Source organism: Rhodobaculum claviforme (genome assembly GCF_016653255.1).
GTDB lineage: Bacteria > Pseudomonadota > Alphaproteobacteria > Rhodobacterales > Rhodobacteraceae > Rhodobaculum > Rhodobaculum claviforme.
Window position 1 is genome coordinate 1 of sequence record NZ_NHSD01000294.1, and the last position, 19,026, is coordinate 19,026.

The following is a 19,026-nucleotide window of genomic DNA, read 5'->3' on the forward strand; positions in this document are numbered from 1 at the left end:
CTCTGAAAGGACCCCCCGCCATGTCCCGCCTCTTGCGTGCCCTGATGATCGTTGCCCTGACCGCCGGCGTGGCCGCCTGTTCCAACCCCAACCGCTTTGGCGCGGGCGGGGGCATGGGCGACACGGGCGCCTTTGACGACAGCTTCGGGCGCACCGGCATCGACGTGGCCGCGCTCGGCGATCCCAACGACCCCACCTCGCGCGCGTTCTTCGAGCAGCGCATCGGCGACCGGGTGTTCTTCACCACCGACCAGAGCACCCTGTCCGAGACCGCCCGCGACACCCTGCGTGCCCAGACCCGATGGCTGACCGACAACCGCGGCTATGGCATCGTCATCGAGGGCCACGCCGACGAGCGTGGCACCCGCGAGTACAACCTCGCCCTGTCCGAGCGCCGCGCCAACGCGGTGCGCGAGTTCCTGGTCGCACAGGGCATCGCGCCGGGCCGCATCCGCACCGTCGGCTACGGCAAGGAGCGCCCGGTCGAGGCCTGCCCCGAGGCGCGCTGCTGGGACGTCAACCGCCGTGCGGTCACCCTCGTGACCGTCGGCGCGGGCGCGTGATGGGCGGGCGCGCGCCGCGACGGGTGCGCGCCGCGGGCCTGGCCGTGGTGCTGGGGCTCGGGGTGATCCTGGGCCCTGGTGCGGGCGGGGCCGAGGCCCAGACCCAGGCCCAGACCCTCGCCGATATCCGCGCCGAACTGGAGGCCGTGCGCGATGCGCTGGCGGGCTTGCAGGCCGAGCTTGCGCCGGGCGCCGGGGTGGCGGCGTCCGAGGCGGTGGCGGGGTCCGTCCTCGACCGGGTCGATGCGCTGGAGCGGTCGGTGCAGCGCCTGACCGCTGCCACCGACGAGCTGGGCTTTCGCATCGATGCCGTTGTCGCCGACGGCACCAACCGCATCGGCGATATCGAGTTCCGCCTCAGCGAACTCGAAGGCGGCGACCCGGCCAGCGCGCCGCCGACCGTGCCGCTGGGCGGCGAGGGGGCCGCACCGGGCGCGGCCGCACCCGTGCCCGGCCCCGATACCCCCGCCCTCCTGGCCGGTGAGCGCGCGGCCTTCGACGCCGCCGCCGCCGCCCATGCCGCGGGTGACTGGTCCGGGGCCGTGGCCCTGCTGGACGCGTTCGCCGAGGCCTATCCGCTGGGTGTGCTGACGCCGCGGGCGCATCTGCTGCGCGCCGACGCGCTGGAGCAGATGGGCGATGCGGCGGCGGCCGCGCGGGCCTGGCTGGCGGGCTATGGCGCCGATCCCGATGGGGCGACGGCGCCCGGCGCGCTTCTGGGTCTTGGCAGCGCGCTCGCCCGCCTCGATCAGGCCGAGGAGGCGTGCATCATGCTCGACGAGGTGCTGCTGCGGTTCCCCGACAGCGCCGAGGCATCGGACGCCGACGACGCCCGCACCGAGATCGGCTGCCCTTGAGCCCGGCTGCGGCGCTGGAGGGGGCGCTGGAAGGGGCGCTGAAGGGCACGCTGGAGGGGGGCGCGCCCGGCGGACTGGGGGTCGCGGTCTCGGGCGGTGGGGATTCGGTGGCGCTTCTGGTGCTGCTGGTCGATTGGGCCCGGCCGCGTGGCGTGGCGCTGCGGGTGGCGACGGTGGATCACGGCCTGCGCCCCGAAGCCGCGGACGAGGCCACCGCCGTGGCCGGCCTGTGCGCGCGGCTCGGGGTGGCGCACGACATCCTGCACTGGGATGGGACCGCCCGGCGCGGCAACCTTCAGGATGCCGCGCGCCGGGCGCGGTTGCGGCTGCTGGCGGGGTGGGCGGCAACGCATGGGCTGTCGGCGGTCGCGCTGGGCCACACCCGCGACGACCAGGCGGAGACCGTGCTGATGCGGCTTGCGCGCGGGGCCGGCGTCGACGGGTTGAGCGCGATGGCCCCGGTGCGCCGCGGCGAAGGGACGGTCTGGGTGCGCCCGCTGCTGTCGGTGGGGCGGGCTGCGCTGCGGCAGGAGCTGCGCGCGCGCGGCATCGACTGGGCCGAGGACGCGCTGAACGACGACACCCGGTTCCTGCGCGTGCGCGCCCGGCGCGCGCTGGCCGCCCTTGGCCCCGTCGGGATCTATGCCGCCGGGCTGGCGGCGACGGCCGCGCGCATGGCCTCGGCCCGCGCGGCGCTGGAGGCGGCGACCGCGCAGGCGGCCGCGCGGCTGGCGACGCTGGAGGGGGGGGATGTGACCTTCGATCTGCCCGGCCTGATGGCGTTGCCCGAAGAAATCCGCGCGCGCCTCGTCAATGGCACGCTGCGCTGGATCGGCGCGGGTGCGTATGCCCCGCGCCGCGCCGCGCTGGCGCGCGCGGTGGGGCGTATCGCCGCAGGCCACGACGTCACGCTGGCGGGCTGCACGCTGCGGGTCCGCGACGGGGGGCTGCGGATCGGCCGGGAATGGCGCGCGGTGCGCGGCCGCTCGGTGCCGGTCGCCGGGCTGCTTGACGGGCGCTGGCGGCTGATGCCGCCCGAGGGGTGCCGCACCGAGGGGCTGCACGCGGCCCCCCTCGGACCCGAGGGGTTGCAGGGCTGTCCGGACTGGCGGGCGACGGGCCTGCCGCGCGCGACGCTGGTGGCGGGGCCCGCGGTGTGGGCGGGACCGACGCTGGTGGCGGCGCCGCTGGCGGGGCTGCGCGATGGCTGGCGGGCGGCGACGGTCCCGGCTGCGGCGGATTTCCCCACGCTGTTCATGGCGCATTGATCACGGCGGTGATATCCTTATCTTCAAATAACACGGCGCGCCGGTCCCCCGGTCGCGCCCCCCCCCGTGCGGATGGAGGAGAGCCACCTTGGGCAACCTGCGCAACATCGCGTTCTGGGTCGTGCTGTTTCTGTTGATGCTGGCGCTGTTCAACCTGTTCAGCAACGGCCAGAACACCAGCTCGGCCCGATCGATCGCCTATTCCGAGTTCCTGCAGCGCGTCGATGGCGGGCAGGTGTCCCAGGTCACCCTCGACGGTGAGCGGGTCATGTTCCGTGGCACCGACGGTCAGCAGTTCGCCACCGTCCGTCCCGAAGGCACCGACCTGACCGACCGGCTGATGGCCGCCGATGTCGCGGTGGAGGTGCGCCCGCAGCAATCCTCCGGCTTCCTGTCGGCGCTGGGCCTGTGGCTGCCGTTCCTGCTGCTGATCGGCGTGTGGATCTACTTCATGAACCGCATGCAGGGCGGCGGACGCGGCGGCGCGATGGGCTTTGGCAAGTCCAAGGCCAAGCTGCTGACGGAAAAGCACGGCAAGGTCACCTTTGACGACGTCGCCGGCATCGACGAGGCCAAGGACGAGCTGGAGGAGATCGTGGAATTCCTGCGCGACCCGCAGAAATTCTCGCGGCTCGGCGGCAAGATCCCCAAGGGCGCGCTTCTGGTCGGCCCTCCGGGGACCGGCAAGACGCTGCTCGCGCGTGCCATCGCCGGTGAGGCGGGGGTTCCGTTCTTCACCATCTCGGGCTCCGACTTCGTCGAGATGTTCGTGGGTGTGGGTGCCTCCCGCGTGCGTGACATGTTCGAGCAGGCCAAGAAGAACGCCCCCTGCATCGTCTTCATCGACGAAATCGATGCGGTGGGCCGCTCGCGCGGCGCAGGCTACGGCGGCGGCAACGATGAGCGTGAACAGACCCTCAACCAGCTTCTGGTGGAGATGGACGGGTTCGAGGCCAACGAGGGCATCATCATCATCGCGGCCACCAACCGGCCCGACGTGCTGGACCCCGCGCTGCTGCGTCCCGGCCGCTTCGACCGCCAGGTCCAGGTGCCGAACCCCGACATCAAGGGGCGCGAGCGCATCCTGGGCGTGCACGCCCGCAAGGTCCCGCTGGGCCCGAACGTGGACCTGCGCATCATCGCGCGCGGCACGCCGGGGTTCTCGGGCGCCGATCTGGCGAACCTCGTGAACGAGGCCGCGCTGATGGCCGCCCGCAAGGGCCGTCGCTTTGTCGTCATGGACGATTTCGAGAGCGCCAAGGACAAGGTGATGATGGGCGCCGAGCGTCGGTCGATGGTGATGAGCGAGGATGAAAAGAAGCTCACCGCCTATCACGAGGCCGGCCATGCCATCGTCGGCATGAACGTCCCGCAGCACGACCCGATCCACAAGGCCACGATCATCCCCCGTGGCCGGGCGCTGGGTCTGGTGCTGTCGCTGCCCGAGCGTGACCAGCTCAGCGTGACCTACACCAAGTACAAGTCCAAGATCTGCATGGCGATGGGCGGCAAGGTCGCCGAGGAGCTGATCTTCGGCAAGGAAAACGTGACCTCGGGCGCGGCCTCGGACATCCAACAGGTGTCCAAGATCGCGCGGGCCATGGTGCAGCAGTTCGGCTTCTCCGACCAGCTGGGCAACATCGACTACGCCAACGAGCAGCAAAGCTACCTCGGGGCCTATCAGGGGCCGTCCAGCATCTCGTCCGACACGCAGAAGATGATCGACGCGGAGGTCCGCAAGATCGTCGACGAGGGGTATGAGAACGCCAAGCGCATCCTGACGGAAAAGATGGATGACCTGCACCGTCTTGCGCAGGGCCTGCTGGAGTACGAGACGCTGACCGGTACCGACATCAAGCGCGTCATCGCGGGCGAGAAGCTGGGCCGTGACGACGACGACGAGGCGCCGACGCTGCCCGGCGGCAGCGTGACGGCGATCCCCAAGACGACCAAGGGCAAGCCGTCCTCGGACGGGGGCATGGCGCCCGATCCGGCCTGATCCCTGCGGGGATGCACGACACAGGACCCCCGGTGCCGCGGCACCGGGGGTTTTTTCTTGCCCGTACGACCGGGTGCGGCAAATGTCGCCCGATGCCCCCTGCGGGTCTTGCGCCCGGGCGGCAGGCCCGCCAAAACCCCCCCGACAGCGAGGACCATGCCCATGTCCGTATCCGCACCGACCCACCGCAGCGACATCGAGATCGCCCGCGCCGCCGCCAAGCGCCCGATCACCGAGATCGGCGCCACCCTCGGCATCCCGGCCGACGCGCTGGTCCCCTATGGCCACGACAAGGCCAAGGTTTCGCAGGGGTTCATCGCGGGGCTGGCCGATCGGCCGCGCGGGCGGCTGGTGCTGGTCACCGCCATCAACCCGACGCCTGCGGGCGAGGGCAAGACGACCACCACCGTGGGCCTTGGCGACGGGCTGGCGCGCATCGGCAAGCGCGCGGCGGTGTGCATCCGCGAGGCCTCGCTCGGCCCCAACTTCGGCATGAAGGGCGGGGCGGCGGGCGGCGGCATGGCCCAGGTCGTGCCGATGGAGGACATGAACCTCCACTTCACCGGCGATTTCCACGCGATCACTTCGGCGCACAACCTGCTGTCAGCGATGATCGACAACCACATCTATTGGGGCAACGCGCTGGAGATCGACGACCGCCGCATCGTCTGGCGGCGGGTGATGGACATGAACGACCGCGCGCTGCGCGATGTGGTGGTGGGGCTGGGGGGCGTGTCCAACGGATTTGCGCGCCAGACAGGGTTCGACATCACGGTGGCGTCCGAGGTCATGGCCTGCCTGTGCCTCGCGCGCGATCTGGACGACCTGCAGCGGCGGCTGGGCGACATCATCGTGGCCTATCGGCGCGACCGCACGCCGGTGCATGCGCGCGACCTGAAGGCCGACGGCGCGATGACGGTGCTGTTGCGCGACGCGATGCAGCCCAACCTGGTGCAGACGCTGGAGCATACCCCGGCCTTTGTGCACGGCGGGCCGTTCGCCAACATCGCGCATGGCTGCAACTCGGTCATTGCCACCGACAGCGCGCTGCGGCTGGCCGACATCGTGGTGACCGAGGCGGGCTTCGGCGCGGATCTGGGGGCCGAGAAGTTCTTTGACATCAAGTGCCGCAAGGCCGGCCTGTCGCCCGACGTGGCGGTGATCGTCGCCACCGTGCGCGCGCTCAAGATGAACGGCGGGGTCGCCCGCGCCGATCTGGGGGCCGAGGACGTGGCGGCGGTGCGCGCGGGCTCGGTCAACCTTGCGCGTCACATCGCCAATGTGCGCGGCTTCGGCGTGCCGGTGGTGGTGGCGATCAACCACTTCGCCGGCGACTCGGAGGCCGAGATCGCTGCCGTGCACGCCGCCGCCGCCGACGCCGGGGCGGAGGCGTTCGTCTGCCGCCACTGGGCCGAAGGCTCGGCCGGGATCGAGGCGCTGGCCAGCCGCGTGGCGGAACTGGCGGACGCGGACGCGGCGCGGTTCACCCCGCTTTATCCCGACGACATGGGCCTGATGGCCAAGATCGAAACCATCGCGACCCGCATCTACCACGCGGGCGAGGTCGTGGCCGACGCCCGCGTGCGCGAGCAGCTGGCCACCTGGGAGGCGGCGGGCCACGGCCATTTGCCGATCTGCATGGCCAAGACGCAGTATTCGTTCTCGGCCGATCCCGCCTTGCGCGGCGCGCCCTCGGGCCACAGCCTGCCGGTGCGCGAGGTGCGCCTGTCGGCCGGGGCGGGCTTTGTCGTCGCCATCTGCGGCGAAATCATGACCATGCCGGGCCTGCCGCGGGTTCCGGCCGCCGAAGGCATCCGACTGGACGCCGCGGGCCAGGTTGAGGGGCTGTTCTGAGCCATGTCTGATCGTCGACCCGAAGACTGCCGAGACATGCCCGAGCTGCGGGCGCTGATCGACACGCTGGACGCCGAACTGGTGGCACAATTGGCCCTGCGGGCGCGCTGCATCGACCGCGCGGTGCAGATCAAGCGCGGCGTGGGCTTGCCCGCGCGCATCCCCGCGCGGGTCGAGGATGTGGTCACCAAGGTCCGCGCCCGGGCCGAGGTCGAGGGGCTGGATCCCGACCTGGTCGAGGCACTGTGGCGCAGGCTGATCGAATGGTCCATCGCACGCGAGGAACGCACGCTCGGAGGTTCGGATGACCACACTCCTTGATGGCAAGGCCTTTGCCGCCCGGCTCCGGCTCCGGGTGGCCGAGGCGGTGACCGAGCTGACGGCGGCGGGCGGCCCGGTGCCTGGCCTGGCCGTCGTCCTGGTGGGCGAGGACGCCGCAAGCCAGGTCTATGTCCGGTCCAAGGGGCGGGCGACGCGCGAGGCCGGGATGGCCAGCTTCGAGCACCGCCTGCCGGTCGACACTCCGCAATCGGTGCTGATGGCGCTGATCGCCCGGCTGAATGTCGATCCGACCGTGCACGGGATCCTCGTGCAATTGCCGCTGCCGGAGCAGATGGACACGGCGGCGGTGATTGCGGCGATCGATCCGGCCAAGGATGTGGATGGCTTCCACATCTCGAACGTGGGGCTGCTGGCAACCGGGGGCCGGGCGATGGTGCCGTGCACCCCGCTGGGCTGCCTGATGCTGCTGCGCGGGGCGCTGGGGTCGCTGCGGGGGCTGGACGCGGTTGTTCTGGGCCGGTCGAACATCGTGGGCAAGCCGATGGCGCAGCTTCTGCTGGCCGAGGATTGCACGGTGACGGTGGCGCATTCGCGCACGCGCAACCTGGCCGATCTGTGCCGCCGGGCCGATATCCTTGTCGCCGCCGTCGGGCGCCCGGGCATGGTGCCGGGCGACTGGATCAAGCCGGGGGCCACGGTGATCGACGTCGGTATCAACCGCGTGTCCGACGGGCAGGGCGGCAGCCGCCTTGTGGGCGACGTGGATTTCGACACTGCCGCCTCGGTGGCGGGGGCGATCACCCCCGTGCCCGGCGGGGTGGGGCCCATGACCATCGCCTGTCTTCTGGCCAACACCGTCACCGCCGCCGCGCGCGCATCAGACCTGCCGGAGCCGGCCGGGCTCGGCCTCTAGCGCCGGCGCCCGGGCGCGCTCAGAAGAACAGATCGGGCTCACCCTCCGGCACCGGGGGCGGCGGCGGCGCGGTCATGAGCGGCGCCTTCGGCAGCAGCATGAGCTGCGCGTGGCCCGTGTGCGGCCAGTAGCGCAGCTTGCGCGCATGCACGCCGCCGACGTCCCGCGCGACACAGGGGATGCCCTCGTTCTCCAGAAACCAGAAGGCGAACTTGGCGTTCAACGCGCCGATCGGCAGGCGCGATCCGGTGGCGTTGGCGCCGCCAAAGACCTTGGCCTCCAGCCGGCCGGCGCGCCCACCGGCCTTGATCACGGCATTGATCAGCAACTCCATCGCGTTGATGCCGTAGCGCGCCTCGCCCTTGTTGCGGCTGGGGTCGCCCGGCAGAAGGAAGTGGTTCATGCCCCCCACCCCCGCGCGCCGGTCATGCAGGCAGATAGAGATGCACGATCCCAGGACCGTCGTCAGGACGTCCTGCGGGCCGGTGGCGACATGGTGCGCGCCCTGGATGACGGGGTGCACCCGCGGCTGTGACGGCGCGCCCATCATGGCGCCCGCGACGCCGGGGCGCCCTGCGTGGCAAAGGCCAGAAGCGCCTCGGCGATCCGGGCGGGGGGCAGCGACACCATGGCGCCGCCTAGGGCCACCGCCGCCCGCGGCATGCCATAGACGGTGCAGCTGGCCTCGTCCTGGGCGATGGTGAAGCCGCCGGCATCGCGGATCGCGCGCAGGCCCGCCGCACCATCGCTGCCCATGCCGCTGAGCAGCGCCGCCCCGACCGGCCGACGCAGCCGCGCGGCGGAGTGGAACAGCACATCCACCGACGGCCGGTGGCCACTGCGCGGCGCCCCCTCCAGCAGGCGGCAGGTCAGGCCCGCCGGATCGATTTGCAGATGCGCCTCGGCCCCGGGGGCGAAATAGATCGTCCCGCGCCGCAGCCGCATGCCGTCACCGGCCTCCACCACCCGCGCCCGGCACAGCCCGTCCAGCCGCCGCACCAGCCCTTCGGTGAAACGACCGATGATGTGCTGCACCACCAGTGTCGGCGGGCAGTCCGCAGGCAGCTCCGGCAGGATGCGATCGAGCACGGTGATCCCCCCCGTGGAGGCCCCCAGGCACAGGATGGCCCGCACCGCGCCCTCGGGCGCCGATGGTGCTGGCGCGGTCACAGCGGACCGACGACGCGCTCGATGCAGGTCTTCATCTGCGCGGTCGTGAAGGGTTTCGCGAGGTAGTTGTTCATGCCCAGCGACTGGCCCTTGGCCAGCAACTCCTTGTCGGCGCGTCCGGTGATCAGGATGAACCCGATGCGTGCCGTCGGCTTGGTCTGGCGTAGTGCCGCCAGCAGCTCCAGCCCGTTCATCCCGGGCATGTTGTAGTCCGAGATCACCAGATGCACCGGCCGCGCGGCCAGCCGCTTCAGCGCGGTAGTGCCGTCATTTTCGGTGTCGTAGTTGGTGATCCCGAGTTCATCCATCGCCTGGGTGATGAGGCCGCGGCTGGTCGACATGTCGTCGACGATCAGGATGTGCACATTGTCTCGGACGCCCATGGTCGTTCTCCTGTCATTGGTGGGGGGCTGCGGGGCCGTCGGTGGCCTCGGCGGGGACGGCTGTGCGGATGTAGCCGGTCCCGTCGACCGCGCGGTAGAGTTGCCGCGCGGTTGGCGACAGACTCTCCGAATGGCCGATATAGAGGTGGTCGCCCGTGCGGCGCTGGTGGCTGGCAAAGCGACGCCAGAGTCGGTCCTGGGTCTCCGGATCGAAATAGATCACCACGTTGCGGCACATGATCACGTCGAAGCCGCCGGTGAAGGGCCAGGCCTCGATCAGGTTGAGGCGACGAAACCGGATCAGGTCGCGCGACGGGCCGGTGACACGGGCCTGGCTGCGGTCGTCGCGTGCGGGGGTGAAGTGCTGACGACGGTCCTCGGGGCTGAGGGGGGCAAGCGCGTCCTCGCGATAAACGCCCGCCTCGGCGATGCGCAGCGCCTCCGGGTCGAGGTCGGTGGCAAGGATGCGGATGTCGAGGGTCGCGGCCTCCGGGCAGGCCTTGAGCACGGTGAAGGCGAGGGAATACGGCTCCTCGCCGGTGGCGCAGCCGGCCGACCACAGCCGCACCCGCTTGCCCTGCCGCGCACGCGCGACCAGGTCCGGCAGCACCTTGGCCGAGAGGTGGTCGAAATGATGCGGCTCGCGGCGGAACCGGGTGACATTGGTCGTCAGGGCCGAGATCATGTGGCCGACCTCAGCCTCGTCACGGCCGTCCTCGATCAGCTTCCGATAGGCCCGGAACCCGTCCAGCCGGCGCGCGCGCAGCCGTTTGGACAGCCGCGTCTGCATCAGCACGCGCTTGGCCGGCGGCAGAAAGATGCCCGTGCGCTGGTGGATGAAGCGCGCCAGTGCGGCGAAGTCCTCCTCCGACAGGGGGTACTGCCCGCCTTCGGCCGGGGTCGCGGCGGGTGCCGTCAGGCCGGGCATTCCTCCAGCCTCCCCTGGTCGGGCAGGACGCGCGACAGATCGAGCGCGCGGATCAGGCTGTCGCCGGCGGTGAATACCCCCTCGACGAACCCCGTCGCCGTGCCGCCCGCGATGTCGGGGGTCTGCTTCATGTCGTCGGTGGCCAGGCTCATGATGTCCGACACCGCCTCCACCAGCAGGCCCACGGTGCCGCGGCCGAAATTCGTGATGACGATGACATGCCGCTCGCTGGACTGGGTCCGGCCCAGCCCGAGGCGTTGCGACAGGTCCACGACCGGGATCACGTTGCCGCGCAGGTTCATCACCCCCACGACGTAATCGGGCGAATGGGGCAGGAGGGTCGTGGGGCTCCAGCCGCGGATTTCGCGGACATGGCCGATGTCGATGCAGAAATCCTGCGCCGCGACGCGGAACGACACGATCTCGCGCAGGGTGGCGGCTTCATCTTCGGGGGCAAGGGTATCCATCTCAACGTGCTCCGGCGGCTGACATCAGGGGGGGGAGGGGGTCGGCCATCGGCGAGCCGACCTCGGCACGGGCGACCTGATCGACATCGACGATCAGCGCGATGCTGCCGTCGCCCAGGATGGTGGCGGCGGCGATGCCGGGGACATGGCCGTAGTTCTCGCTCAGGCCCTTGATGACGACCTCGCGCTGTCCGAGGATCCCGTCGACCGACAGCGCTGCGCGGCGGTTGCCCGAGGATTCCACCAGCAGAAGCGAGCGTCCCGACATGTCGTCGCTGCGCGCGCGGTAGCCCAGCGTGGCGCCCAGATCGACCAGCGGGATCAGTTCTCCGCGCATCGACAGGACCGGACCGCCCGCGCCCATGCGGTGGATGGCGGCGTCGCTGGCGCGCATCGTCTCGCGCAGCGCGGTGGACGGGACCACGAGGGTCTCGCCCGCGACCTCCACCAGCATGCCTTCGACCACGGCGAGCGTCAGCGGCAGGCTGATCGTGGCGGTGGTGCCGCGTCCGCGCACCGAGGCCAGCGTCACCCGCCCGCCCAGCGCCCGGATTTCCGAGCGCACCACATCCATGCCGACGCCGCGCCCGGACAGGTCCGATATCTTCTCGGCGGTGGAGAATCCGGGCTCGAACAGCAGGGCAAAGATGTCCTGCTCCGACATCTCCGTGTCGGGGGGAACAAGGCCGCGCTCGATGGCCTTGGCCAGCACGCGTTCGGTGTCGATGCCCGCGCCGTCGTCCACGATCTCGATGATGACCTGGCCGGAGCGGTGGGCGGCCGACAGAAGCACCGTGCCCTGGCGGGCCTTGCCCGCGGCGACGCGCACCTCCGGGGTCTCGATGCCGTGGTCGACGGCGTTGCGCAGCATGTGGGTCAGCGGATCGGCGAGGCGCTCCACCACGGTCTTGTCGACTTCGGTGGTCTCGCCCTCGGTGACCAGCCGCACCTCGCACCCCGAGGCGCCCGCGGCCTCGCGCACGATGCGGGACATGCGCTGGAACAGTGGCTTGATGGACTGCGCGCGGATCGCCATGATCCGCTCCTGCAACTCGGTCGAGAGCTGCTTGAGCTGCCCGAGCGAGGTCACGACGGCGGGGTGCTGGCCCGCGCCACTTTGCGTCAGCGACTGGCTCAGCATCGCCTCGGAAATCACCAGCTCCCCCACCAGGTTGATCAGGCGATCCACCCGCTCCAGGTCGACGCGGATCGACTGGCGCGCCTCGGGGGCGGCGGCGATCCGGGGCGGGGCGGGATCGTCGAGGAATTCCAGCCGTGCATCCTCGGACACGAACTCGAAGATCTCGGCGATGTCGTCGCGTGCGGCGGTGCCGTCCAGGGTCAGTGTCCAGCTCAGGTAGGCGCCGTCCCACTGCGCGCCGTCCCAGTCGGGAAGGTTCGCGAGGTTCACCTCCACCCGCAGCTCGCCCAGTTCGCGCAGCGCGCGCATCAGGGCGATCGGATCGTTGCCGCTGGTGTAGAGGTTGCGCTCGGGCGTGAAACGCAGCCGCCACGGCGCGCGGTCCTGCGGGTCCTCGGCCCCGATCGCGCCCAGGGGCATCAGGTCCAGCGCCATGGGCACGAAGCCGCCGTCGTCGTCCTCGGCCGGGTCCGGGGTGGCCGACGGGGGCTGTGCGCCGCGCGCGGCGGCCAGCTCCGCCAGCAGCGCCCGGTGTTCCGAGGCGGTATCGTCAAACGCGCTGCCGGATCGTTCGGCCTCCACCAGGTCCATCAGCCGGTCGCCGGCGCGGAACAGAAGCGGCATCAGGCCCGTCAGGTCCGCCAACTTGCCATTGCGCAGGTCGTCCAGCACATCCTCCAACGCGTGGGAGAACCGCACCAGCGGCTGGAACCCGAAGGCCCCGGCGCCGCCCTTGATGGAATGGACCGCGCGGAACACCGCGTTGATCGTCTCGGGGTCGTCGGGCGCACCCTCCATGCGGGTGAAGCCGTCCCACATCACCTCCAGCAGGTCCTCGCATTCCTGAAAGAAGGTGTCGCGCAGCGAATCGCGGCCAGCCATGTTACACCTCCTTCGCGGCGACGCGGCGGATCGCCGAGACGAGCTTGGTTTCGTGGAACGGCTTGACGATCCAGCCGCTGGCGCCGGCGCGCCGGGCGCGGTCCTTCAGCTCCTGCGCGCTTTCGGTGGTCAGCACGAGGATCGGCAGGCCCCGGTGGCGCCGGTCGGCGCGCACCGCGTCGATGAAGCCGAAACCGTCCAGCCGGGGCATGTTGATGTCGGTGATGACGAGGTCGGGCTGCACCTCCTCCAGCTTCTGGAGGCCGTCCTCGCCGTCTTCGGCCAGGTAGGTCTCGAAGCCCGCCTCGGTCAACGCCTCCGAGAGCATGCCGCGCATCGTGCGCGAATCGTCAATGGCGAGGATTTTCAATGGCATTGGGCTGTATCCTCCGGAAACAGACGGGCGAGATCGAGAAGCTGCAATGCATCGGTCAGCGCCGGTGACGCCTCTGCGAGGTGAAACGCCACCCCGTCGGCGCGCCACTGTCGGGCGGCGATGGCCAGAAGCTGGAGGAACAGTCCCCCGGGGCGGTCGACCGCCGCCCCGTCCAGGACCACCGGGACACCGCGCAGATGTTCCAGCGCCTCGGACAGTTCCTCGGCCGCGGCGGGGTCCATCCGCGCGGGCAGGGCAATGCGGCGCGCGGCCGACAGATCGGGGACGGCGCCCGCAGGGGCGGCAGGGTCGGACATGGCGGATCCTCTCTCACGGGGCGCGGGCTGACCGCTGATCCGTGGTAGGGCCAAATCCTTAAGACATGGTGGCGCTGCGGCGTTCAGCTGCGGCCGAACAGCCGGTCCAGCGCGCCGCGGTCCAGCCGGACCCAGGTGGGCCGGCCGTGGTTGCACTGGCCCGAGTGCGGCGTCGCCTCGATCTCGCGCAGGAGCGCGTTCATCTCCTCGGCCCCCAGGCGTCGGCCGGCGCGCACCGACCCGTGGCAGGCGATGCGTGAGGCGATGGCGTCGAGCCGCGCCTCCAGGCTGCGGCTGGCGCCCGCGTCGGTGACTTCGTCGAGGATGTCGCGCAGGATCGGGGCGGCGGCGACGGGCCCCAGCGCGGCGGGCAGTGCGCGCACCGCGATGGCGCCGGGGCCGAACGGCTCGATCCGAAGGCCCAGCCGGTCGAGGTCGTCGGCATGCTCCAGCAGGCGCGCGGCGGCGTCCGACGCCATCTCCACGATCTCCGGGACCAGCAGCGGCTGCGCGGGCACCCCGTCGCGGGCGCGCTGGGCCTTCAGCCGCTCGTAGACCAGCCGCTCATGCGCGGCGTGGGCGTCGACCAGAATCAGCCCGTCCTCGGCCTCGGCGACGATGTAGGTGGCGAAAACCTGCGCGCGCGCCGCGCCCAGCGGGCCGGGGGCCGGCGTGTCGGCCGCCGCGATCACCGGGGCCGAGGGCGCCTCCGACAGGCCGGGGATGCGCGGGTCGGCGCCGCCACCGGGGGCGATCGCGGGCCATGGCGCCATGGCGGCGCGCGCCGTGTCCAGCGCGGCGGGGCCGGGGCGCTGGAACGACCCGCCGTGGCCCCCGTGATGACCGTGATGACCGGGCACGCCCGCCTGGAACGCCCCCAGCGCCGCCATCGACAGGCTGCCCGATCCCCGGTGCCCGGCGCCCGCCAGCGCGTGGCGCAACGCCCCCACCACCAGCCCGCGTACGTCCCCGGCCTCGCGGAAGCGCACTTCGGCCTTGGCGGGATGGACATTCACGTCCACCCGCACCGGATCGAGGTCGAGCCACAGCACACAGGCCGGATGACGCCCCGGCGCCAGCACATCGGCATATGCCGCCTTGAGCGCCCCCAGCAGCAGCCGGTCGCGCACCGGGCGGCCGTTGACCATGAAGTGCTGGGCCACCGCCGCGCCGCGCGCCTCGGTCGGGAGGGCGGCAAAGCCGGTCAGGCGCAGGCCGTCGCGCTCGGCCTCCACCCGCAGGGCGGTGTCGACGAACGCGCGGCCCAGCACGCGGGCAACCCGCGCCTCGGCGCCCTCGTCGGGGTCGGCGCGGAACACCACCCGCCCCTCGCCGCCGCCCGAGACATCGCGCAGGGTGAAGCCTGCGTCGGGGGCGGCCAGTGCGAGGCGGCGCACGGTGTCGGCGATGGCCTGCGCCTCGGCGCGGTCGGTGCGCAGGAACTTCAGCCGGGCGGGGGTGGCGGCAAACAGATCGCGCAGCTCCACCACCGTGCCGCGCGACAGCGCCGCCGGGCGCACCGGGCCGATGCGCCCGGCGGTCACGGTGATTTCCGCAGCCTCCGCCCCGGCGGGGCGCGAGCGCAGGCTCAGCCGGCCCACCGCACCCATGGACGCCAGCGCCTCGCCGCGGAAGCCGAAGCTGGTGATGGCCAGCAGGTCGGTGCCGTCGATCTTGGAGGTGGCATGGCGTGCCAGCGCCAGCGGCAGCTGGTCGGCCGGGATGCCATGGCCGTCGTCGCTGACGCGCAGCAGTGTCTTGCCGCCGTCTGCGATGGTGATCTCGACGCGCCGGGCGTCGGCGTCCAGCGCATTCTCCACCAGCTCCTTGATGGCGGAGGCGGGTCGCTCCACCACCTCGCCTGCGGCGATGCGATTCGACGCGGCCTCGTCGAGTTGACGGATCTGCGGCACGGAGGGGTGGATGTTGGGGGCGGGCTGGTTCATGCCACAAGTGCTAGCATGACCGGCGCCGCCCGCCAACGGGGGGCGTGCTCAGTTCGCGGGGTCCTCCTGCGGGCCTACCACGACGAAGTGCAGCCCTTCGGGGTCGAGCAGCCGCGCGGCGGCGGCGCGCACCTCCTCCACGGTGACGGCGGCGACCTTGTCATTGCGCGTGGCGATGTAGTCCGGCGCAAATCCCTGAAGCTGCATCGACGCAAGGATCGCGGCGATTCGTGCGTTGCCGTCGAAGCGCAGCGGATAGGCGCCGGTGAGATAGGTCTGGATCGCCGCCAGCTCCTCGGCGCTCAGGCCCTCCTCGGCCATGCGGGCCCATTCGGCGCGCACCACCTCGATCGCCTCGTCGGCGCGGGCGGGCGTGGTGGCAAAGCGCCCCTGCAGGGTGTCGCCCAGCCTGCGGTTGACCAGAAAGGCCCCCACGCCATAGGTCAGACCCCGCTCGGTGCGCAGCGCGCGCATCAGACGGGTGCCGAACCGCCCGCCACCCAGCGCTTCCGACAGAACGAAGGCGGCAAAGAAGTCGGGATCGTCCGGGCCGATGCCGGGCTGGCCAAAGGCGATGACCGCCTGCGGGCCGTCGAACGCCACATGCGTCACACCGCCGTCGAGACCCACCGTCGCCCGGTCGGGCAGGGGGGTGGTGGCCTCCGGCAGGGTGCCCAGAACATGATCGAGCAGCGCGCCCAGGGTGTCCGCGTCGATGTCCCCCACGGCGGCCACATGCACCCGGTCGCGCGCCAGCGCCCGCGCATGCGCCGCCCGCAGGTCGTCGGGCGTGAGCGCGCGCAGGCTGTCCTCGGTGCCGTCGTGGGGGCGGGCATAGGGGTGCGTGCCCCATGTCAGCTCTGCCAGGCGCCGGCTGGCCAGCGCATTGGGCGAGCGCTCGGCCGAGCGCGCCTGCGATACGGCCCGGGCGCGGGCGCGCTCGAACGCATCGGCGTCGAAGCGCGGCGCGGCCAGCGCAAGGCGCAGCAGGTCGGCGGCGTCGTCGGCCACCTCGGTCAGGAACCGCGCCGACACCGTGACCGCGTCGGGGCCCGCGTCGAAGCTGATCTGTGCCGCGATGGCCTCGGTGGCCTCGGCAAAGCTCTGCGCATCGAGCGGGCCGGCGCCCTCGGCCAGCATGTCCGACATCAGCACGGTGGCGCCTTCCGCGCCCTCGGGGTCAAGCGTCGCGCCGCCGGGAAACACGATCTCCAGCGCGACGAAGGGCAGGGCGGTCTCGGGCGCCAGCCACGCGGTGATGCCGCCGGGCGATGTGACCTCGGTCACGCTGACCTGGGCGCGGGCGGGGCCGGTCAGCGCGACCAGCGCCAGCACCAGCGCGGCAACCAGGGTGCGGGTCATTGCATCACCTCCGTCATCGGCGGCTCCACGGTGGCGGGGCCGGTGGGGTGCGCGTCGGGGGGGCCCTGCAACCAGCCGGTGACCGAACGGGTGCGGTCGAACACCGATTGCGCCGCCGCCATCACCTGCTCGGGCGTCACCGCCATCAGCGCGTCGGTCCAGCCTTCGACATCGGCGACCTCCAGGCCGGTGGAAAGCGCGGTGCCCATCGTGCGCGCGCGCCCCTCGACGCTGTCGCGGGCAAAGATCTCGGCGGCGCGGATGCGGGTGCGCACGCGCGCGAACTGCTCGGGGTCCACGCCGGCCTCCATGAAGGCGGCCACGGCATCGTCGAGCGCGGCTTCGGCGGTCGCCAGGTCCACCCCCTCGGCCGGGACGATGGCCAGCGTGAAGGTGCCGTCATCCCGCGCCAGCCCGGAGTACCACGCCGACACCGACAGCGCCGGCGCGTCCTCGGCCTGGACCAGCGTGCGGGCCAGCACCGATGTGGTCCGGCTGCCGCCCAGAAGCTCGGCCAGCACGCTCAGCGCGGCGGCGTCGGCCTGGTCGCCGGGCCTGCGGGCGGGCGCAAGGTACTGGCGCATCACATAGGGCTGGGCCACGCGGGGGTCGGTCATCTCGATCCGGCGGGCGGCGAGGTGCGGCGGCTCCTGCGGGCGGGCGGGCGTGGTGATGGCGGGATTGGCGGGGATCGTGCCGTAATGCTGCTGCGCCAGTGCCAGCACCTCGTCGGCGCGCACGTCGCCCGCGACCAGCAGGATGGCGGCGTTCGGGCCGTAATGGGCGGCGTGAAAGTCCATGGCGTTGTCGCCCGTCAGCGTCGCCATCTCGTGGCGCCAGCCGATGATCGGGGTGCCGTAGGGGTGGTTGGTGAACAGCGCCGCGCGCATCTGCTCGCTGAACAGCGCGCCGGGGCGGCTCTCGACCACCTGCCCGCGTTCCTCCAGGATCACATCGCGCTCGGGCAGCCACTCGGCCTCGGTGAAGGCGAGGTTGGCCATCCGGTCGGCCTCCATCTCCATCAGGATCGGCAGATGCTCGGCGGCGGTGCGCTGGAAGTAGGCGGTGTAATCCCAGCTGGTAAAGGCATTGTCGCGCCCGCCCAGCTGCTCGACCACGGCCGAGAATTCGCCGGGCGCGCGGGTGTCGGTGCCCTTGAACATCAGGTGCTCGAGGAAATGCGCGATGCCCGACTGCCCCGGCGGCTCGTCGGCCGCGCCGACGGGGTACCACACCATGTGGACGACGGCGGGCGCGCGGGCATCCTCGATCACCACCACGTCCATCCCGTTGTCGAGGGTGAAGCGCGCCACGTCACCGGTGCCCGCAGCGGCGGCCACCGGGCCCCCGGCCGCGGTGGCCATGGTGGCGGCGGTGACAAGGGCGAGCGGGACGCTCCACCCCGGGATCATGCGGGCCATGCCGGTCCTCCTGTGTATGTCCTGTGTCAGGTACGGCGCGGGCGGGCGGCTTCAACCGCCCGGTCCGGCCGGCAACGCCGTTGTGACGGCCGGTGAGGTCGCGCGCTCAGACCCGGCCGCCCGCGCGCAGACGTGCCATGGTGTCGCGCACCACGCCCTGGCGCTGGGCGTTGGGCGGATGGGTGGCCAGGAAGGCGTTGCCCGGATCGGGGATGCGGCTGAAGAACTGCGCGCCGCGCTCAGGGTCGAAGCCCGCGCGCCAGGCCAGCACGGTGCCCATCTCGTCGGCCTCCAGCTCGAACGCCGGGGCAAAGCGGCGCGCGGCGATCTCGCCGCCGATGCCGGCCACGCGCTCCACGGTAATGTCGTCGGCCCCGGTCAGCGCGGCGAGCGCGCCCGCGATCAGCGCGCCGGTGCGTGCCTGTTCGGTCCGGCGGGGAATGTGCCCGGCGATGTGGTGGCCGGCCTCGTGGCCGAAGATGAACGCCAGCTCGTCGACGTTGCGCGCATCGGCCAGCAGCGCCAGCGTGAAGCCGATCACCGGCCGCCCGTCACGGTCCAGCGTCTGGAAGGCGTTGGGCGGCAAGCCCGGGCTGGTGTCGACCACCACGAGGAAATCGCACCGCCGCCCCGGCGCGCGGGCGCGGCATTCCTGGGTGACGACGGGCTCCATCCGGTTGACCACCCGCTCGAAATTCGCCGCGGCTGTGGCACTGTCGAGGCGCGGCTGCGCGGTGACGGTTTGCTGCGGCGGGGGCTGCGTGGTCGGTGGCGGACCCACCACCACGCAGGCAGCGAGGATGAACGGCAAGACGAGGATGAGTCGACGCATCGGCAAGCGGGCCTCCCTGGCGATGGTCCGAGTTTAGCAGAACCTGCGGCGCGCGCACGGCCCCT

General features: G+C 71.9%; 19 protein-coding genes. 7 read left to right on the top strand and 12 right to left on the bottom strand.

Annotated features, from left to right (window positions below):
- Positions 1-20: 20 nt before the first annotated feature.
- The 7 genes from CCR87_RS12875 (at position 21) to folD (ending at position 7,736) form a co-directional block, all read left to right on the top strand.
- Positions 21-563, top strand: a complete 543-nt coding sequence (locus CCR87_RS12875; protein WP_201157934.1) for an OmpA family protein — start codon at positions 21-23, stop codon at positions 561-563.
- Entirely contained in the window at positions 563-1,420 is an 858-nt protein-coding gene (locus tag CCR87_RS12880) for a tetratricopeptide repeat protein (RefSeq protein ID WP_242512000.1), read from the top strand. Before CCR87_RS12875 ends, CCR87_RS12880 begins: the two co-directional genes overlap by 1 nt.
- Positions 1,417-2,688 (top strand): tRNA lysidine(34) synthetase TilS, encoded by a 1,272-nt coding sequence (gene tilS, locus CCR87_RS12885; protein ID WP_242512001.1) that lies wholly within the window; start codon positions 1,417-1,419, stop codon positions 2,686-2,688. The genes CCR87_RS12880 and tilS overlap by 4 nt, the downstream gene beginning before the upstream one ends.
- An 88-nt stretch (positions 2,689-2,776) precedes the next feature.
- Positions 2,777-4,687 carry an ATP-dependent zinc metalloprotease FtsH gene (gene ftsH / locus CCR87_RS12890; protein WP_201157935.1) on the top strand — a complete coding sequence of 637 codons (1,911 nt, stop codon included), beginning with the start codon at positions 2,777-2,779 and terminating at the stop codon, positions 4,685-4,687.
- Between the two features lie 162 nt (positions 4,688-4,849).
- Complete coding sequence (locus CCR87_RS12895; RefSeq protein ID WP_201157936.1) at positions 4,850-6,541, top strand: formate--tetrahydrofolate ligase; 1,692 nt, start codon at positions 4,850-4,852, stop codon at positions 6,539-6,541.
- A gap of 36 nt (positions 6,542-6,577) precedes the next feature.
- Positions 6,578-6,862 (top strand): chorismate mutase, encoded by a 285-nt coding sequence (locus tag CCR87_RS12900; protein ID WP_420850175.1) that lies wholly within the window; start codon positions 6,578-6,580, stop codon positions 6,860-6,862.
- Positions 6,846-7,736 (top strand): bifunctional methylenetetrahydrofolate dehydrogenase/methenyltetrahydrofolate cyclohydrolase FolD, encoded by an 891-nt coding sequence (folD, locus tag CCR87_RS12905; RefSeq protein WP_201157938.1) that lies wholly within the window; start codon positions 6,846-6,848, stop codon positions 7,734-7,736. The genes CCR87_RS12900 and folD overlap by 17 nt, the downstream gene beginning before the upstream one ends.
- Positions 7,737-7,755: 19 nt before the next feature.
- Here folD and CCR87_RS12910 read toward each other — a convergent pair whose 3' ends face one another.
- From CCR87_RS12910 to CCR87_RS12965, 12 genes are all read right to left on the bottom strand, one after another.
- A complete protein-coding gene (locus CCR87_RS12910; protein ID WP_201157939.1) occupies positions 7,756-8,283 on the bottom strand; it encodes a chemotaxis protein CheD in 528 nt (175 codons plus the stop codon).
- Positions 8,283-8,906 carry a chemotaxis protein CheB gene (locus CCR87_RS12915; RefSeq protein ID WP_201157940.1) on the bottom strand — a complete coding sequence of 208 codons (624 nt, stop codon included), beginning with the start codon at positions 8,904-8,906 and terminating at the stop codon, positions 8,283-8,285. Before CCR87_RS12915 ends, CCR87_RS12910 begins: the two co-directional genes overlap by 1 nt.
- Positions 8,903-9,289 (bottom strand): response regulator, encoded by a 387-nt coding sequence (locus CCR87_RS12920; protein WP_201157941.1) that lies wholly within the window; start codon positions 9,287-9,289, stop codon positions 8,903-8,905. The genes CCR87_RS12915 and CCR87_RS12920 overlap by 4 nt, the downstream gene beginning before the upstream one ends.
- A 13-nt stretch (positions 9,290-9,302) precedes the next feature.
- On the bottom strand, positions 9,303-10,217 hold the full coding sequence (locus CCR87_RS12925; protein ID WP_201157942.1) for a CheR family methyltransferase: 915 nt from the start codon (positions 10,215-10,217) through the stop codon (positions 9,303-9,305).
- Positions 10,205-10,684, bottom strand: coding sequence for a chemotaxis protein CheW (locus CCR87_RS12930; protein WP_201157943.1), 480 nt, complete (start codon positions 10,682-10,684; stop codon positions 10,205-10,207). Before CCR87_RS12930 ends, CCR87_RS12925 begins: the two co-directional genes overlap by 13 nt.
- Position 10,685: 1 nt before the next feature.
- Positions 10,686-12,707 carry a chemotaxis protein CheA gene (locus CCR87_RS12935; RefSeq protein WP_201157944.1) on the bottom strand — a complete coding sequence of 674 codons (2,022 nt, stop codon included), beginning with the start codon at positions 12,705-12,707 and terminating at the stop codon, positions 10,686-10,688.
- 1 nt (position 12,708) lies between these two features.
- Positions 12,709-13,083, bottom strand: a complete 375-nt coding sequence (locus CCR87_RS12940; RefSeq protein WP_201157945.1) for a response regulator — start codon at positions 13,081-13,083, stop codon at positions 12,709-12,711.
- Positions 13,074-13,400, bottom strand: a complete 327-nt coding sequence (locus tag CCR87_RS12945; RefSeq protein ID WP_201157946.1) for an STAS domain-containing protein — start codon at positions 13,398-13,400, stop codon at positions 13,074-13,076. The genes CCR87_RS12940 and CCR87_RS12945 overlap by 10 nt, the downstream gene beginning before the upstream one ends.
- Before the next feature lie 83 nt (positions 13,401-13,483).
- Positions 13,484-15,346 (bottom strand): DNA mismatch repair endonuclease MutL, encoded by a 1,863-nt coding sequence (mutL, locus tag CCR87_RS12950; protein ID WP_201157947.1) that lies wholly within the window; start codon positions 15,344-15,346, stop codon positions 13,484-13,486.
- A 48-nt stretch (positions 15,347-15,394) separates the two neighbouring features.
- Positions 15,395-16,708 carry a M16 family metallopeptidase gene (locus CCR87_RS12955; RefSeq protein ID WP_201157948.1) on the bottom strand — a complete coding sequence of 438 codons (1,314 nt, stop codon included), beginning with the start codon at positions 16,706-16,708 and terminating at the stop codon, positions 15,395-15,397.
- Positions 16,705-18,129 (bottom strand): M16 family metallopeptidase, encoded by a 1,425-nt coding sequence (locus CCR87_RS12960; protein ID WP_242512002.1) that lies wholly within the window; start codon positions 18,127-18,129, stop codon positions 16,705-16,707. The genes CCR87_RS12955 and CCR87_RS12960 overlap by 4 nt, the downstream gene beginning before the upstream one ends.
- A gap of 106 nt (positions 18,130-18,235) precedes the next feature.
- Complete coding sequence (locus CCR87_RS12965) at positions 18,236-18,961, bottom strand: M48 family metalloprotease (RefSeq protein WP_242512003.1); 726 nt, start codon at positions 18,959-18,961, stop codon at positions 18,236-18,238.
- Positions 18,962-19,026 lie beyond the last annotated feature (65 nt).

Bases quoted from the DNA above. Each gene is read 5' to 3' on its own strand.
- CCR87_RS12875 (WP_201157934.1), top strand. From the start codon at position 21: ATGTCCCGCCTCTTGCGTGCCCTGATGATCGTTGCCCTGACCGCCGGC.
- CCR87_RS12880 (WP_242512000.1), top strand. From the start codon at position 563: ATGGGCGGGCGCGCGCCGCGACGGGTGCGCGCCGCGGGCCTGGCCGTG.
- CCR87_RS12895 (WP_201157936.1), top strand. From the start codon at position 4,850: ATGTCCGTATCCGCACCGACCCACCGCAGCGACATCGAGATCGCCCGC.
- CCR87_RS12900 (WP_420850175.1), top strand. From the start codon at position 6,578: ATGCCCGAGCTGCGGGCGCTGATCGACACGCTGGACGCCGAACTGGTG.
- folD (WP_201157938.1), top strand. From the start codon at position 6,846: ATGACCACACTCCTTGATGGCAAGGCCTTTGCCGCCCGGCTCCGGCTC.
- CCR87_RS12910 (WP_201157939.1), bottom strand. From the start codon at position 8,283: ATGGGCGCGCCGTCACAGCCGCGGGTGCACCCCGTCATCCAGGGCGCG.
- CCR87_RS12920 (WP_201157941.1), bottom strand. From the start codon at position 9,289: ATGGGCGTCCGAGACAATGTGCACATCCTGATCGTCGACGACATGTCG.
- CCR87_RS12925 (WP_201157942.1), bottom strand. From the start codon at position 10,217: ATGCCCGGCCTGACGGCACCCGCCGCGACCCCGGCCGAAGGCGGGCAG.
- CCR87_RS12930 (WP_201157943.1), bottom strand. From the start codon at position 10,684: ATGGATACCCTTGCCCCCGAAGATGAAGCCGCCACCCTGCGCGAGATC.
- CCR87_RS12935 (WP_201157944.1), bottom strand. From the start codon at position 12,707: ATGGCTGGCCGCGATTCGCTGCGCGACACCTTCTTTCAGGAATGCGAG.
- CCR87_RS12940 (WP_201157945.1), bottom strand. From the start codon at position 13,083: ATGCCATTGAAAATCCTCGCCATTGACGATTCGCGCACGATGCGCGGC.
- CCR87_RS12945 (WP_201157946.1), bottom strand. From the start codon at position 13,400: ATGTCCGACCCTGCCGCCCCTGCGGGCGCCGTCCCCGATCTGTCGGCC.
- mutL (WP_201157947.1), bottom strand. From the start codon at position 15,346: ATGAACCAGCCCGCCCCCAACATCCACCCCTCCGTGCCGCAGATCCGT.
- CCR87_RS12955 (WP_201157948.1), bottom strand. From the start codon at position 16,708: ATGACCCGCACCCTGGTTGCCGCGCTGGTGCTGGCGCTGGTCGCGCTG.
- CCR87_RS12960 (WP_242512002.1), bottom strand. From the start codon at position 18,129: ATGGCCCGCATGATCCCGGGGTGGAGCGTCCCGCTCGCCCTTGTCACC.
- CCR87_RS12965 (WP_242512003.1), bottom strand. From the start codon at position 18,961: ATGCGTCGACTCATCCTCGTCTTGCCGTTCATCCTCGCTGCCTGCGTG.